Origin of the sequence: Pseudomonas sp. SORT22, assembly GCF_018417635.1 — a bacterium.
Lineage (GTDB): Bacteria > Pseudomonadota > Gammaproteobacteria > Pseudomonadales > Pseudomonadaceae > Aquipseudomonas.
Genome location: NZ_CP071007.1, coordinates 1,823,003 through 1,837,173, shown reverse-complemented (window position 1 = coordinate 1,837,173; position 14,171 = coordinate 1,823,003). Strand labels below are relative to the sequence as shown.

Below are 14,171 nucleotides of genomic sequence, written 5' to 3'. Positions count from 1 at the left end.
GGGTCAACCCCGCTCCCACAGCGTGGACCACCCACAAAAAAGCCCGTGCTGTTTCCAGCACGGGCTTGGGTTCAACACTGCCTGGCGATCAACGCTCCAGGAGGATGCGCAGCATGCGCCGCAGTGGCTCGGCCGCGCCCCACAGCAGCTGATCACCAACGGTGAAGGCGCCCAGGTACTGGGAACCCATGTTCAGCTTGCGCAGGCGACCCACCGGGATGTTCAGGGTACCGGTGACGTTGGTCGGGCTGAGCTCCTGCATGCTGATTTCACGCTGGTTCGGCACCAGCTTCACCCAAGGGTTGTGCTGGCTGATCATGCCTTCGATGTCGGCAATCGGCACGTCCTTGTTCAGCTTGATGGTCAGTGCCTGGCTGTGGCAACGCATGGCGCCGATGCGCACGCAGATGCCGTCGACCGGGATCGGGCTCTTGAAGCGGCCGAGGATCTTGTTGGTCTCGGCCTGGGCCTTCCACTCTTCACGGCTCTGGCCGTTAGGCAGCTCTTTGTCGATCCACGGGATCAGGCTGCCGGCCAGCGGCACGCCGAAGTTCTCGGTCGGGTAGGCGTCGCTGCGCATGGCCTCGGCAACCTTGCGGTCGATGTCGAGGATGGCGCTGGCCGGGTTGGCCAGGTCATCGGCGACCGCGGCGTGGGTCGCGCCCATCTGGCGAATCAGCTCGCGCATGTTCTGCGCACCGGCGCCGGAGGCTGCCTGGTAGGTCATGGCGCTCATCCACTCGACCAGGCCGGCTTCGAACAGGCCACCCAGGCCCATCAGCATCAGGCTGACGGTGCAGTTGCCGCCGATGTAGTTCTTGGTACCGGCGTCGAGCTGCTGGTCGATGACCTTGCGGTTGACCGGGTCGAGAACGATGACCGCATCATCCTGCATGCGCAGGCTGGAGGCGGCGTCGATCCAGTAGCCCTGCCAGCCGGCTTCGCGCAGCTTGGGGAAGACTTCGTTGGTGTAGTCGCCGCCCTGACAGGTCAGGATCACATCGAGGGTCTTGAGCTCTTCAATGCTGTAAGCGTCCTTGAGCGGAGCAATATCCTTGCCCACTGCCGGACCCTGGCCACCGACGTTGGAGGTGGTGAAGAACACCGGCTCGATAAGATCAAAATCCTGCTCTTCCAGCATCCGCTGCATGAGCACGGAACCGACCATACCGCGCCAACCGATCAGACCTACACGTTTCATCGCAACTACACCTTTGCTAAAAAGTGGGCCGCTGCTTCACTAGGAAAAACAGCAGCGGGCCCGAGAGATTACAGATTCCGCAGCGCTGCGACTACTGCGTCGCCCATTTCCTGCGTACCTACCTTGCTGCAACCGTCCGACCAGATGTCGCCGGTACGCAGCCCCTGATCCAATACCAGGCTGACGGCCTTTTCAATGGCCTCGGCTGCCGCCTGCTGGTTGAAGCTGTAACGCAGCATCATCGACACCGACAAGATGGTCGCCAGCGGGTTGGCGATGCCCTGGCCGGCGATGTCCGGTGCCGAGCCGTGGCAAGGCTCGTACATGCCCTTGTTGTCGGCATCCAGCGACGCTGATGGCAGCATGCCAATGGAGCCGGTGAGCATGGAAGCCTCATCCGACAGGATGTCGCCGAACATGTTGTCGGTGACCATCACGTCGAACTGCTTGGGCGCACGCACCAGTTGCATGGCGGCGTTGTCGACGTACATGTGGCTGAGTTCGACGTCCGGGTAGTCCTTGGCGACTTCCTCGACGATCTCGCGCCACAGCTGGCTGGAGGCCAGGACGTTAGCCTTGTCGACCGAGCAGAGTTTTTTACCGCGCACGCGGGCCATGTCGAAACCGACCCGGGCGATACGGCGGATTTCGCTCTCGCTGTATGGCAGGGTGTCGTAGGACTGACGCTCGCCGCCTTCCAGCTCGCGGGTGCCGCGGGGTGCGCCGAAATAGATGCCGCCGGTCAGCTCGCGAACGATGAGGATGTCCAGGCCGGCGACGATTTCTGGCTTGAGCGACGAAGCGTCGGCCAGTTGCGGGTAGAGAATCGCCGGACGCAGGTTGGCGAACAGGCCCAGTTGCGAGCGGATTTTCAGCAGGCCGCGTTCAGGGCGAATGTCGCGCTCGATCTTGTCCCACTTCGGCCCGCCAACGGCGCCGAGCAGCACGGCATCGGCCTTGCGTGCGCGTTCCAGGGTCTGGTCGGCCAGCGGCACGCCGTGCTTGTCGATGGCGGCGCCGCCGATGACGTCGTGCTCCAGGCTGAAACCGAGCTGGAACTTGTCGTTGGCCAGTTCCAGCACCTTGACCGCCTCGGCCATGATTTCCGGACCGATGCCATCACCTGGAAGAATCAGAATCTGCTTGCTCATGCTTTCCTCTATTCAATTCAAGCGGCACGCCCTGTTGGCCTGCCGGAAAAAACCTAGCGTTCGGCCCAGAGCACCACGACATCGGTGCTGAACGAGCCGTCGGCTTCAATCTGGTAATACTGCCGTACTTCTTCGCCCATCGCCTGCTGCAATTGGCGGATGGCGCCACGCATCACCTCGGGGGTGCGCATGCGCTCGACCCACGAGCTGTACTCCAGGCGCAGGCGCTGGCGGCTGTGGCTGCGGGTGAACAGGCCGGCTTCGCTGACCTGCTGCAGCCATTCGCTGGCCGAATAATCGCGTACATGGCTGGTGTCGCGCAGCACCTCGACGCTCTGCAGGTAAGTGTCGAGCAGCGGGCTGCCCGGCGACATGACGTCGATGAAGGCTGCCACGCCGCCGGGCTTGAGCACCCGCTTCACTTCCCGCAGCGCCAGGCCCAGGTCGCTCCAGTGGTGCGCCGAGTAGCGGCTGAAGACGAAATCGAACGATGCGTCAGCGAACGGCAGGCGCTCGGCGGCGCCGCGTTCGGTGACGATGTTCTCGAAGCCACGTTCGCTGGCAGCGGCGGCGACCACATCCAGCATCTGCTGCGACAGGTCGTAGGCCACCACTTCACGCACCAGCGGGGCAACGTGGAAACTCACATGGCCGGCGCCACAGCCAAGGTCCAGCAGGCGTGCCCGGCCTTGGCCGGCAAGTTCGGCCTGCAACAGGGCGAACTCGCTGCCCTGGGCATGCACGGCGCTGCTCAGGTAGGCACTGGCCTGTTCGCCGAACTGGCGCTGGACGACGTCCTTATGGGTGGTGCTGGTCATCTGCATCTCCTGGGACCTTATCGCGGGGCATGTGAGAGCGGGCTTGCCCCGCGATTGGCATCAATCAAGCGTCACGAAACAACCAGGGCTGGCTGGCCCGGTGCTTGGCTTCAAAGGCGGCAATCGCATCGCCATCCTGCAAGGTCAGGCCGATGTCATCCAGGCCGTTGAGCAGGCAGTGCTTGCGAAATGCATCGATCTCGAAGGTCAGCACCTTGCCGTCCGGGCGGGTCACGGTCTGAGCCTGCAAGTCGATGCTCAACTGGTAACCCGGATCGGCTTCAACCTGCTTGAACAGCTCGTCGACTTCCTCATCGCTGAGGATGATCGGCAGCAAGCCGTTCTTGAAGCTGTTGTTGAAGAAGATGTCGGCATAGCTCGGCGCGATGATGCTGCGAAAGCCGTACTCTTCCAGGGCCCACGGCGCATGTTCACGGCTCGAGCCACAACCGAAGTTCTCGCGGGCGAGCAACACGCTGGCACCTTGATAACGCGCGTGGTTGAGCACGAAATCCGGGTTCTGCGGGCGCTTGCTGTTGTCCTGGTACGGCTGGCCGACATCCAGGTAACGCCATTCATCGAACAGGTTGGGGCCAAAGCCGGTGCGCTTGATCGACTTCAGGAACTGCTTGGGAATGATCTGGTCGGTGTCGACGTTGGCACGGTCCAATGGCGCGACAAGGCCGGTGTGCTGGGTAAAGGCTTTCATGCTGCGCTCCCTTGGATCAACTCGCGTACATCGACAAAACGGCCGGTAACGGCGGCGGCGGCGGCCATGGCCGGGCTCACCAGGTGGGTACGGCCACCGGCGCCCTGACGCCCTTCAAAGTTGCGGTTGGAGGTCGAGGCGCAATGCTCGCCACTCTCCAGGCGGTCGGGGTTCATCGCCAGGCACATCGAGCAACCCGGTTCACGCCACTCAAAGCCCGCTTCGAGGAAAATCTTGTCCAGGCCTTCTTTCTCGGCCTGGGCCTTGACCAGGCCCGAGCCCGGCACCACGATCGCCTGCTTGATGGTCGCGGCCACCTTGCGGCCCTTGGCGATCTCGGCGGCGGCGCGCAGGTCTTCGATGCGCGAGTTGGTGCAAGAGCCGATAAACACCCGGTCGAGCTGGATGTCGGTGATCGCCTGGTTGGCATTCAAGCCCATGTACTTCAACGCCCGCTCGATCGAGCCACGCTTGACCAGATCGGCCTCGGCAGCCGGGTCCGGTACGCGCTGGTCGACGGCCAGGACCATCTCCGGCGAGGTGCCCCAGCTGACCTGCGGCTTGATCTGCGCAGCGTCCAGCTCGATCACCGTGTCAAACACCGCATCGGCGTCGGAGACCAGGTCTTTCCAGGCTTCGACCGCTTGCGCCCACTGCTCGCCCTTGGGTGCATAGGGGCGGCCCTTGACGTACTCGACGGTTTTTTCATCGGTGGCCACCAGACCTACCCGGGCGCCGGCTTCGATGGACATGTTGCAGATGGTCATGCGCCCTTCGACCGACAACTCGCGAATCGCGCTGCCGGCGAATTCCATGGCATGGCCGTTGCCGCCGGCGGTGCCGATCTTGCCGATCACGGCGAGGACGATGTCCTTGGCAGTGACGCCGAACGGCAATGTGCCTTCAACGCGCACCAGCATGTTCTTCATCTTTTTGGCCACCAGGCACTGGGTAGCGAGCACGTGCTCGACCTCGGACGTACCGATACCGTGGGCCAGGGCGCCGAAGGCACCGTGGGTCGAGGTGTGCGAGTCGCCGCAGACCACGGTCATGCCCGGCAAGGTCGCACCCTGCTCCGGGCCGATGACGTGGACGATGCCCTGACGCACGTCATTCATCTTGAATTCGACGATGCCATACTCGTCGCAGTTTTCATCGAGGGTCTGAACCTGCAAACGCGAGACCTGGTCGACAATGGCGTCGATACCGCCCTTGCGCTCCGGGGTGGTCGGCACGTTGTGATCAGGCGTGGCGATGTTGGCATCGATGCGCCAGGGTTTGCGATTGGCCAGACGCAGGCCTTCGAAGGCTTGCGGCGACGTCACTTCGTGAATGATGTGACGGTCGATGTAGATCAGCGCCGAACCATCGTCGCGCTGCTTGACCAAATGCGAATCCCAGAGCTTGTCGTAAAGCGTTTTGCCGGCCATCAGACTGTTCCTCATCAGCGTCTTTCTATGCCAATAACCCCTTGGCTTGTACGGACGATGCTATGCCGGTAGATTGAATAACTCAAATTCATAATTTTTATGCTTTGGATAACCAAAAGGAATTCGAGTAGTGGACCTGGCCAACCTCAATGCCTTTATCGCGATTGCCGAGACCGGCAGTTTCTCTGGGGCCGGCGAGCGCTTGCACCTGACCCAGCCGGCAATCAGCAAACGTATCGCCGGCCTTGAGCAGCAACTGGATGTGCGCCTGTTTGACCGCCTCGGCCGCGAGGTCAACCTGACCGAGGCCGGGCGCGCCCTGCTGCCGCGCGCCTACCAGATCCTCAATGTGCTGGACGACACCCGCCGGGCGCTGACCAACCTCACCGGGGAAGTCAGCGGGCGCCTGACCCTGGCCACCAGCCATCACATCGGCCTGCACCGCCTGCCGCCGCTGCTGCGAGCCTTTACCCGCCAGTACCCGGCGGTGGCGCTGGATATCCAGTTTCTCGATTCGGAAGTTGCCTACGAAGAAATCCTCCATGGCCGCGCAGAGATCGCCGTCATCACCCTGGCCCCGGAGCCGCACCATCTGGTGCGTGCCGTGCCGGTATGGGACGATCCGCTGGACTTCGTCGCCGCCCCAGAGCACCCGCTGGCACGCAAAGGCGCGGTCAGCCTGGCCGACATTGCCCACCATCCGGCGGTGTTCCCCGGTGGTAACACTTTCACACACCATATCGTCCAGCGCCTGTTCGAAGCCCAGGGCCTGACGCCGAACATCGCCATGAGCACCAACTATCTGGAAACCATCAAGATGATGGTCTCCATCGGCCTGGCATGGAGCGTGCTGCCGCGTACTATGCTCGACGAGCAGGTTGCGCCCATCGCCTTGCCGGGCATACAGCTGTCGCGCCAGCTAGGCTACATTCTGCACACCGAACGAACGTTATCGAATGCCGCCAGGGCCTTTATGGCATTGCTCGACAGCCATGCAAGCCCCTTGAACCACTGAGGTAGTACCCGGGCACACCTGCCCGCTCAAGGACGCGTTATCTGCCAAAGGTCTGGTATCGATGCCCAAATCAGCAAACCGTTTTCCGCGCATGCCCCGAATTCATGCAGCGGACCCCCAGGAATCGGAGCAAACCTGGGAAAACGCCCCGCAACTGTTGGCGGCGCTTAACGGTGCGCGCCTGGGTGCCTGGTTCTGGGATGTCGAGACCGGGCAGATCAGCTGGTCGCGCGGCACCCAGGCGCTGTTCGGCTTTGACCCGCACCAGCCGCTGCCCAATGACCTGGACTACCTGGAACTGGTGCCCATGGAAGACCGCGCCCGCGCCCTGCAGGCCTTTCATGCGGTGGTCAACGGCGAGCCGGTCGAGCAAGCCCTGCGCCATCGCATCCGCTGGCCCGACGGCAGCCTGCACTGGCTGGAAATCAACGGCAGCATGACCAAGGACCGCAACGGCCGGCGACAGATGGTCGGGGTGATTCGCGAAATTACCCGCCAGCGTGAACGGGAAGCGGCGCTGATCAACTCGGAAAAGCGCTTTGCCACGCTCTTCCACCTGAGCCCCAATGTCATCCTCCTGACCCGCCGCGCCGACGGCATGATCTACGAGGTCAACCAGCACTTCGAGAACATCCTCGGCTGGCCGGGCCACCAGATCATCAACAAAAGCACCCTCGAACTTGGCCTGTGGGTGCATCCACAGCAGCGCCTGCAGGTGCTGGCGGCGACCAGCGGCACCAGCGGCCCGGTGACCCTCGAAGTGCAGTTTCGCGGCAGCAGCGGCGAAGTTCACGACGGCCTGCTCTGTACCCAGAACATCGACCTGGAAGGCACCGCCTACCTGCTCAGCACCTTCGTCGACACCAGCGAGCGCAAACGCGCCGAACAAGCGCTCAAGGACAGCCAGGAACGCCTGGACCTGGCCCTGGACTCGGCACAACTGGGCACCTGGGACTGGCACATCCCCAGCGGCATGCTCTATGGCTCGGCGCGCGCCGCCGAACTGCACGGCCTTGAGCCGGTGCCGTTTCACGAATCCTTCGAGTCGTTTTTCGAAGGCGTGCCGGAAATGGAGCGCAGCAGCATGCGCCAGGCCTACCGCAGCCTGCGCGAAGGTCCGGCCGGCAATTACCAGATCACCTACCGCATCCAGATGGAAGACGGCAGCTCGCGCTTCATTGAAAGCCGCGCGCGCCTGTACCGCGATGAACAGGGCAACCCGCTGCGCATGGCCGGCACCTTGCTGGACATCACCGAACAAGTGGAGCGCGAGCAGCGCCTGACCAGTTCCGAAGAAAAGTTCGCCAGCCTGTTCCAGGCCAGCCCCGACCCGATCTGCGTGACCCGCCAGGACAGCGGCCAGTTCATCGAGATCAACCCGGCCTTTACCCAGGTGTTTGGCTGGAACGCCGAGCAGGTACTGGGCAACACCGCCGAACAGATCGGCCTGTGGGCCGAGTCGGCCGAACGCGCCCGGCGCATCGAACGGGTGATCCGCGACCAGGCCTTGAACAACGTCGCCGTGGTGGTCAACCACAAGGACGGGCAGCCGCTGACCTGCGTGATTTCCAGCCGCCTGATCAAGGTCGACAACCAGCCCTGCAGCGTCACCACCCTGCGCGACATCACCCAGCAGCAGCGCGCCGAAGCGGCGCTCAAGGCCAGCGAAGAGAAGTTCGCCAAGGCCTTCCATTCAAGCCCCGATGCCATCACCATCACCGAACGCGACAGCGGCCGCTACCTGGAGGTCAACGACGGTTTCTGCCGCCTGACCGGCTACAGCGCCGCTGAAGTGATCGGCCAGACTGTGCACGACATCGGCATCTGGGCTGACGACAAACAGCGCGCCGCGCTGCTCAACGAATTCCACGACAAAGGCCGCGTGCATCACCGGGAAATGCTCGGGCGCAACAAGCGTGGCGACATTCTCACCGTCGAGGTTTCGATCGAGCCGATCAACCTCAACGAAACCGAGTGCCTGCTGCTCACCGCCCGCGACGTCAGCCAGTTGAAGAATGCCCAGGCGCAGATCCGCCACCTGGCCTACCACGACCCGCTGACCAACCTGCCCAACCGCGCCCTGTTGATGGACCGCCTGAGCCAGCAGATCGCCCTGCTCAAGCGCCACAACCTGCGTGGCGCCCTGCTGTTTCTCGACCTCGACCACTTCAAGCACATCAACGATTCGCTTGGCCATCCGGTCGGCGACACGGTGCTGAAGATCATCACCGCGCGCCTGGAAGCCAGCGTGCGCCTGGAAGACACCGTCGCGCGCCTGGGTGGTGACGAGTTCGTGGTGCTGCTCAGCGGCCTTGAAGGCAGCCGCGAGGAAGTCACGGAAAAAGTCCGCGAACTGGCCGACACCCTGCGCGAACTGCTGGCCGAGCCAATGTCGCTGGACGGCCAGCGCCTGCAGGTGACGCCGAGCATCGGCGTGGCGCTGATCCCCGACCACGGCTCGACCCCGGCCGATTTGCTCAAACGTGCGGACATCGCCCTGTACCGGGCCAAGGACTCCGGGCGCAACACCACGCAAATGTTCCACACCACCATGCAAAAGGCTGCCAGCGAGCGCCTGCGCATGGAGAACGACCTGCGCCTGGCCCTGGCCCGCGGCGAACTGGCCCTGCACTTCCAGCCCCAGGTCGACGCCCGCGACAACCGCATCGTCGGCGCCGAAGTGCTGTTGCGCTGGCACCACCCGCAACTGGGCCAGCAGCCGCCGGCGCAGTTCATTCAGGTACTGGAAGAAAGCGGGCTGATCCTCGAAGTTGGCAGCTGGATCCTCGACGAAGCCTGCGACGCCTGCGCCGGTATGCTGCGCGACGGCCTGATCGACCCCGACGACTTCAGCCTGTGCGTGAACATCAGCCCGCGCCAGTTCCGCCAGAACGACTTCGTCGAACGGGTAATGCGCAGCCTTGACGACTACCGCCTGCCGCACAAGATCCTCAAGCTGGAAATCACCGAGGGCATCGTCATCCAGAACCTCGAAGACACCATCAGCAAAATGCGCGAACTCAAGGCCTTTGGCGTGAGCTTTGCCATGGATGATTTCGGCACCGGCTACTCCTCGCTGACCTACCTCAAGCGCCTGCCGGTGGATGCCCTGAAGATCGACCAGTCCTTCGTCCGCGACGCCCCGATCGACCCCAACGACGCCGAAATCGTCCGCGCCATCGTCGCCATGGCCCGCAGCCTGGACCTGGCGGTGATTGCCGAAGGGGTGGAGCTGTCGGAGCAACTGGAGTTTCTTGAGCGGCTGGGCTGCCACTTGTACCAGGGCTACCTGCATAGCCGGCCGTTGCCGCTGGGGGAGTTTCGGGCGATGTTGCTTGAAGCGCCGGCGGGCTACTGAAGCTTTCGAAAATGTAGAAGCGGGCTAGCTCCGTGATATCGTCCCGCCCGCCACATCGCATCGCGGGTCAAGCCCGCTCCCACAAAAGCAACTCGAATCGTGCTCTTGATCTGCTTTTGATCTTGATCCACCTGGCCCCGTCAACCAGAAGGGCCGAGTGCAGGTGTTGCGAAGGGGCTAGTGCGCAGCACCTTCGGCGTTAGCCGAAGTTGCGAAACGTAGAGTTGCTTGCAACTCGTAGTTCGCAATGCCCCGTAGCGACACCGGAGCGAGGGAACCCGAAGCGCAGCGTAGGGCCCACTGGTGGGGCGAGAATTTTTGCTTACTTTTTTTTCGACTGAAAAAAGTAAGCCGCCGTAAGGGCGGAAAGGTGACTCAGCACCACCAAAACAATCGGATCAACACCCAAATCTCAGAGCCAAAAAAGGGTGCCCGAAGGCACCCTTTCCTGAACAAACAACAATCAATTCAGAGCAGGCTTGCTCTCCCACAAGAGCAACGCGAATTGTGCTCTTGATTTTGATCTGCTTGTGATCTTGATCTACCGGCCCCGTTAACCAGAAGGACCGAGTGCAGGTGTTGCGAAGGGGCTAGTGCGCAGCACCTTCGGCGTTAGCCGAAGTTGCGAAACGTAGAGTTGCTTGCAACTCGTAGTTCGCAATGCCCCGTAGCGACACCGGAGCGAGGGAACCCGAAGCGCAGCGTAGGGCCCACTGGTGGGGCGAGAATTTTTGCTTACTTTTTTTTCGACTGAAAAAAGTAAGCCGCCGTAAGGGCGGAAAGGTGCCTCGGCAGCACCCTCGCCAATGGATAATCACCAAAGACAAAAAGGGCACCCGAAGGTGCCCTCATTCAAATCAAACAATCAATTCAGAGCAGGCTTGCTCTCACCATTGATAGGAATCCGCTTGGCCTTGGCCTCTTCCGGCACAATCCTCAGCAAATCAATGCTCAGCAGCCCGTTCGCCAGACCAGCCGCCTTGACCTCGATATGGTCAGCCAACCGGAACGACAACTTGAACGCCCGTTGGGCGATGCCCTGATGCAGATAGGTAACGCTATCAGCGTTGCTGTCACGCTTGCCGCCAGTCACGGTCAAAACGCCTTTCTCCACCTGCAGGTCCAGATCCTGCTCCTGGAAACCGGCCGCAGCAACGACGATTCGATAATGGTCATCGCCATGTTTTTCAACGTTGTAGGGAGGGTAGCTGCTACCCGCCTCATTACGCGCCGCAGATTCGAACAGGTCATTGAAACGGTCGAAACCCACGGAATGGCGGAACAGTGGAGCCAGAGAAAAAGCAGTAGTCATGATGCATCTCCTGAAAATCAGCGAGGTTGTGTAGTAACGCGACCCGACTTCGGCATCGCGTACTCCCTAGATAAGGACCCTCGCCTGCTTTTCAAGCAACCCTGCAAAAATTTTTTCAGGCCGCCTCGCTGACCGGTACACCAATCAACTGCCCGACCCGATCGCAGTCGGTTTCCCGACGCAATTCGGTGAACAGCGCCACCGCTTCGGGGTAGGTGCGGGTCAGCATCGCCACCCATTGCTTGAGACGCCCCGGCGCCTGGCGCGGGGTCATCTGCGCGCGGGCCTGGCCCCAGAAGTCCTGGATCAGCGGCAGCAAGCTCTGCCAGTCCATGGGCACGAACTCGACGCCATCGCGTTCGGCGGCAATCTGCCGGGCCAGGTCCGGGCGCGAAACCAGGCCACGCCCCAGCATGATGTCTTCAACGCCACTGACTTCGCGGCAGCGCCGCCAGTCTTCCAGGGTCCAGACCTCGCCGTTGGCATACACCGGCACCTTGACCACCTCTTGCACCCGCGCCACCCACTCCCAATGGGCCGGCGGCTTGTAGCCGTCAACTTTGGTCCGCGCGTGCACCACCAACTGCTCGGCGCCGCCTTCGGCCAGGGCCCGGGCACAGTCCAGGGCGCCGTCGGGGCTGTCGAAACCCAGGCGCATCTTGGCCGTGACCGGGATATGCGCAGGCACCGCGCGACGCACTTCACGCAAGATCGCGTGCAGCAGTTCCGGCTCCTTGAGCAGCACCGCCCCGCCCCGCGACTTGTTGACGGTCTTGGCCGGGCAGCCAAAATTGAGGTCGATCACCGGCGCGCCCAGCTCACAGGCCAGCACTGCGTTCTCGGCCAGGCACACCGGGTCGGAACCGAGCAATTGCACCCGCAACGGCACCCCGGCTGCAGTGCAGGCGCCCTGGCTCAGCTCCGGCGCGAGCTTTTCGAAGGTCGCCGCCGGCAGCAGGCGGTCGCAGACCCGAATGAACTCGGTGACACACCAGTCGATGCCGCCCACCTGGGTCAGTACGTCGCGAAGAATGTCGTCGACCAGCCCCTCCATCGGGGCCAGGGCAATTTGCATGGGTTGCATCTCGGCTGGAAAAGGCCGGCAGTCTAGCAAAATCCGCGGCTTACAGCGCTCCGGCCATCAGCGCCGGGCCATAGCCGTCGATAAACTCGGCCGGCATGCGCTTGGGTCGCCCTGTGGATAACTCGATGCAGACGAAGGTGGTTTGCGCACGCAGCAAGGTGGTGCCGTCGCTGGGGCGGACCAGCTGGAAGCGCCGGGTCATTTTCAGCCGCTGGTCCCAGTCGACGATCCAGGTTGCCAGTTGCAGCTCGTCGTCCTCGTAGGCAGCGGCCAGGTAGTCGATTTCGTGGCGGACCACCGCCATGGCCCGGTCCAGGCGCCGGTATTCGGCCAGGTCCAGCCCCAGGCGCTGGGAGTGGCGCCAGGCGCAGCGCTCGAGCCAGGTGACGTAGACCGCGTTGTTGGCGTGGCCGAGGCCGTCGATGTCGTCGGCAGCGACCCGCAGGTCGATGATGAACGGTGTTGCCAGGTCCCAACTCATGCCCGCTCCAGATCCGTGGTTAACGGGCAGAGTGTACCGGATGCTCAGGCCGATTGCCGGGCCGGTGAACTGCTGCGCTGCAGCAGCGCCAGCACCCCTTCGCGCACTTGTGGGTCAGCCAGCACCCGCAGGTGACCACCGTCGGGCAGGCGCAGCAGGCGGCTGTCGAACCAGGCGCGGTGGATGGCGTCGGACTCGTCTACCGGTACCAACTGGTCGTCCTCGGCATGCACGATCAAGCCGGGCAGCTCCAGTTGGTAGCCGCTGACATCCAGGCGAGAAATCTGCACGCCGACATCGCGCTCAATCTGGCGAATGAACGCCGCCCGCGCCCGCGCCGGCATGCCCAGGTGACGAGCGAAACCGCGGATCACGCCAAGCAACTGCGCCGGCGCGGCGATGCTCACCGCCACTTCGGCGCGCAGCCCCCACTGCAACGCCAGGAGCATGCTGGCGCCGCCCATGGAATGGCCAACCACGGCCTTGAGCGGCGGCAGTTCGGCGGCGGCTTCCAGCAAGGCACGGGCGAACAGCACCACGTTAGCTTCGTTGCCCGGCGAGCGGCCATGGGCCGGGCCTTCCAGGGCCACGGCGGTGTAACCGGCGTCGACCAGGCTGTCGATCAGGTGGGCGAACTGGGTCGGGCGCCCTTCCCAGCCGTGCATCAGCAGCACGGTCGGGCCCTGGCCCCAGCGCAGTGCCGAGAGGCCGAAACGCAAGGTGATGCGCTCGGCGCGGGCCAGCAGCGGCAGCTCCCAGTCTCGCGGCGGCCGGTTGCGCGGGGTCATGAAGGCACGGCGCATCTTGCGTGCGATATGTTCCGGCGCCAGATGCCCGAGGGTGCCGTTAACACTACGAATCCAGCTCAAGGTATTCATCGCTTCACTCCGGTGGATATCGCGTAGTTCAGACAACCGCCGACTTGGCGGCGCGCAGGATGCGGTCAGACAGCTCGTCAGTGCCCAGGGCCCGGGCCAGGGCCAGGCCACCGATCATCAGGGCCATGTCGGCGAGCACCTTGTCGGCCTCTTCCGGGCTGTCGGCGAGGTTGGCCATCATCAGTTCAATGTGTTCGGCCAGCACTTCGCGGAAGGCTTCCGGAAGGCGCGCCATTTCGCCCAGCGAGGTGGGCAGCGGGCAGGCACGCTCGGTGGCGTCGCGGTGCTTGCGCGAGAGGTAGAAGGCGGCAACCAGAGCCCGGCGCTCCTCGCCGCTCATGTTCGGGTCTACTTCGGCGAGCAGCGCCCGACGCTCGCCCAGCAACTGGCGAAAGGCTTCGAGCATCAACGCGTCCTTGCTGTCGAAATGGGCGTAGAAGCCACCGACGGTCAGGCCGGCGGCGCCCATCACCTGATTGACGCTGGGCTCGGCGGGGCCATGCTGGATCAGCGCACTGCAGGCAGCATCGAGAATCCGTTCGCGGGTCTTGGCCTTTTTGTCGTTCATGCTCGCCTCCAAAATATTATGGTTAGAATATTATTCTCATCATATTTTTTAGCAAGCAGAAATTGCTGCCGCTGGTCGCGTCAGGCAAGAAAGGCGTGAGGAGAAGTTTTTTCAAGACAAAAACAAAAGGCTCATTCAATAATCGAATGAGCCTTGAAATCCCACA

12 protein-coding genes are annotated in these 14,171 nt (G+C 62.9%); 2 read left to right on the top strand and 10 right to left on the bottom strand.

Features of this window, described 5'->3' with window-relative positions; all coding sequences use genetic code 11:
- Positions 1–88: 88 nt before the first annotated feature.
- From asd to leuC, 5 genes are all read right to left on the bottom strand, one after another.
- The gene (asd, locus tag JYG36_RS08685; RefSeq protein WP_045195108.1) at positions 89–1,201 is read right to left on the bottom strand and encodes an aspartate-semialdehyde dehydrogenase; all 1,113 of its coding nucleotides are present in this window, start codon (positions 1,199–1,201) and stop codon (positions 89–91) included.
- 68 nt (positions 1,202–1,269) lie between these two features.
- A complete protein-coding gene (leuB, locus tag JYG36_RS08680) occupies positions 1,270–2,352 on the bottom strand; it encodes a 3-isopropylmalate dehydrogenase (protein ID WP_045195110.1) in 1,083 nt (360 codons plus the stop codon).
- Between the two features lie 53 nt (positions 2,353–2,405).
- Complete coding sequence (locus tag JYG36_RS08675; RefSeq protein WP_123567286.1) at positions 2,406–3,170, bottom strand: class I SAM-dependent methyltransferase; 765 nt, start codon at positions 3,168–3,170, stop codon at positions 2,406–2,408.
- 64 nt (positions 3,171–3,234) lie between these two features.
- Entirely contained in the window at positions 3,235–3,879 is a 645-nt protein-coding gene (gene leuD, locus JYG36_RS08670; protein ID WP_045195114.1) for a 3-isopropylmalate dehydratase small subunit, read from the bottom strand.
- Positions 3,876–5,309, bottom strand: coding sequence for a 3-isopropylmalate dehydratase large subunit (gene leuC / locus JYG36_RS08665; RefSeq protein WP_045195116.1), 1,434 nt, complete (start codon positions 5,307–5,309; stop codon positions 3,876–3,878). The genes leuD and leuC overlap by 4 nt, the downstream gene beginning before the upstream one ends.
- 130 nt (positions 5,310–5,439) lie before the next feature.
- On the opposite strand from leuC, the gene JYG36_RS08660 reads away from it, so the two are divergent.
- Both JYG36_RS08660 and JYG36_RS08655 read left to right on the top strand, forming a co-directional pair.
- Positions 5,440–6,324, top strand: coding sequence for a LysR family transcriptional regulator (locus tag JYG36_RS08660; protein WP_093380610.1), 885 nt, complete (start codon positions 5,440–5,442; stop codon positions 6,322–6,324).
- Between the two features lie 61 nt (positions 6,325–6,385).
- Positions 6,386–9,682 carry a PAS domain S-box protein gene (locus JYG36_RS08655; protein WP_045195120.1) on the top strand — a complete coding sequence of 1,099 codons (3,297 nt, stop codon included), beginning with the start codon at positions 6,386–6,388 and terminating at the stop codon, positions 9,680–9,682.
- Positions 9,683–10,547: 865 nt separating this feature from the next.
- Here the strand turns inward: JYG36_RS08655 and JYG36_RS08650 are convergent.
- From JYG36_RS08650 to JYG36_RS08630, 5 genes are all read right to left on the bottom strand, one after another.
- Positions 10,548–10,994 (bottom strand): Hsp20 family protein, encoded by a 447-nt coding sequence (locus JYG36_RS08650; RefSeq protein ID WP_045195122.1) that lies wholly within the window; start codon positions 10,992–10,994, stop codon positions 10,548–10,550.
- Between the two features lie 115 nt (positions 10,995–11,109).
- A complete protein-coding gene (locus JYG36_RS08645; protein WP_213603599.1) occupies positions 11,110–12,069 on the bottom strand; it encodes a tRNA dihydrouridine synthase in 960 nt (319 codons plus the stop codon).
- Positions 12,070–12,118: 49 nt separating this feature from the next.
- Positions 12,119–12,559 carry an acyl-CoA thioesterase gene (locus tag JYG36_RS08640; RefSeq protein WP_045195126.1) on the bottom strand — a complete coding sequence of 147 codons (441 nt, stop codon included), beginning with the start codon at positions 12,557–12,559 and terminating at the stop codon, positions 12,119–12,121.
- A 44-nt stretch (positions 12,560–12,603) separates the two neighbouring features.
- Positions 12,604–13,437, bottom strand: a complete 834-nt coding sequence (locus JYG36_RS08635) for an alpha/beta fold hydrolase (protein ID WP_123567284.1) — start codon at positions 13,435–13,437, stop codon at positions 12,604–12,606.
- 28 nt (positions 13,438–13,465) lie between these two features.
- Positions 13,466–14,005: a TetR/AcrR family transcriptional regulator gene (locus JYG36_RS08630; RefSeq protein WP_045195130.1), complete on the bottom strand. Its 540-nt coding sequence runs from the start codon at positions 14,003–14,005 to the stop codon at positions 13,466–13,468.
- Positions 14,006–14,171 lie beyond the last annotated feature (166 nt).

Excerpts from the sequence above, each read along its gene's own strand:
- JYG36_RS08650 (WP_045195122.1), bottom strand. The coding sequence starts at position 10,994 with ATGACTACTGCTTTTTCTCTGGCTCCACTGTTCCGCCATTCCGTGGGT.
- leuC (WP_045195116.1), bottom strand. The coding sequence starts at position 5,309 with ATGGCCGGCAAAACGCTTTACGACAAGCTCTGGGATTCGCATTTGGTC.
- asd (WP_045195108.1), bottom strand. The coding sequence starts at position 1,201 with ATGAAACGTGTAGGTCTGATCGGTTGGCGCGGTATGGTCGGTTCCGTG.
- JYG36_RS08630 (WP_045195130.1), bottom strand. The coding sequence starts at position 14,005 with ATGAACGACAAAAAGGCCAAGACCCGCGAACGGATTCTCGATGCTGCC.
- JYG36_RS08635 (WP_123567284.1), bottom strand. The coding sequence starts at position 13,437 with ATGAATACCTTGAGCTGGATTCGTAGTGTTAACGGCACCCTCGGGCAT.
- JYG36_RS08655 (WP_045195120.1), top strand. The coding sequence starts at position 6,386 with ATGCCCAAATCAGCAAACCGTTTTCCGCGCATGCCCCGAATTCATGCA.
- leuD (WP_045195114.1), bottom strand. The coding sequence starts at position 3,879 with ATGAAAGCCTTTACCCAGCACACCGGCCTTGTCGCGCCATTGGACCGT.
- JYG36_RS08645 (WP_213603599.1), bottom strand. The coding sequence starts at position 12,069 with ATGCAAATTGCCCTGGCCCCGATGGAGGGGCTGGTCGACGACATTCTT.
- leuB (WP_045195110.1), bottom strand. The coding sequence starts at position 2,352 with ATGAGCAAGCAGATTCTGATTCTTCCAGGTGATGGCATCGGTCCGGAA.
- JYG36_RS08675 (WP_123567286.1), bottom strand. The coding sequence starts at position 3,170 with ATGACCAGCACCACCCATAAGGACGTCGTCCAGCGCCAGTTCGGCGAA.
- JYG36_RS08640 (WP_045195126.1), bottom strand. The coding sequence starts at position 12,559 with ATGAGTTGGGACCTGGCAACACCGTTCATCATCGACCTGCGGGTCGCT.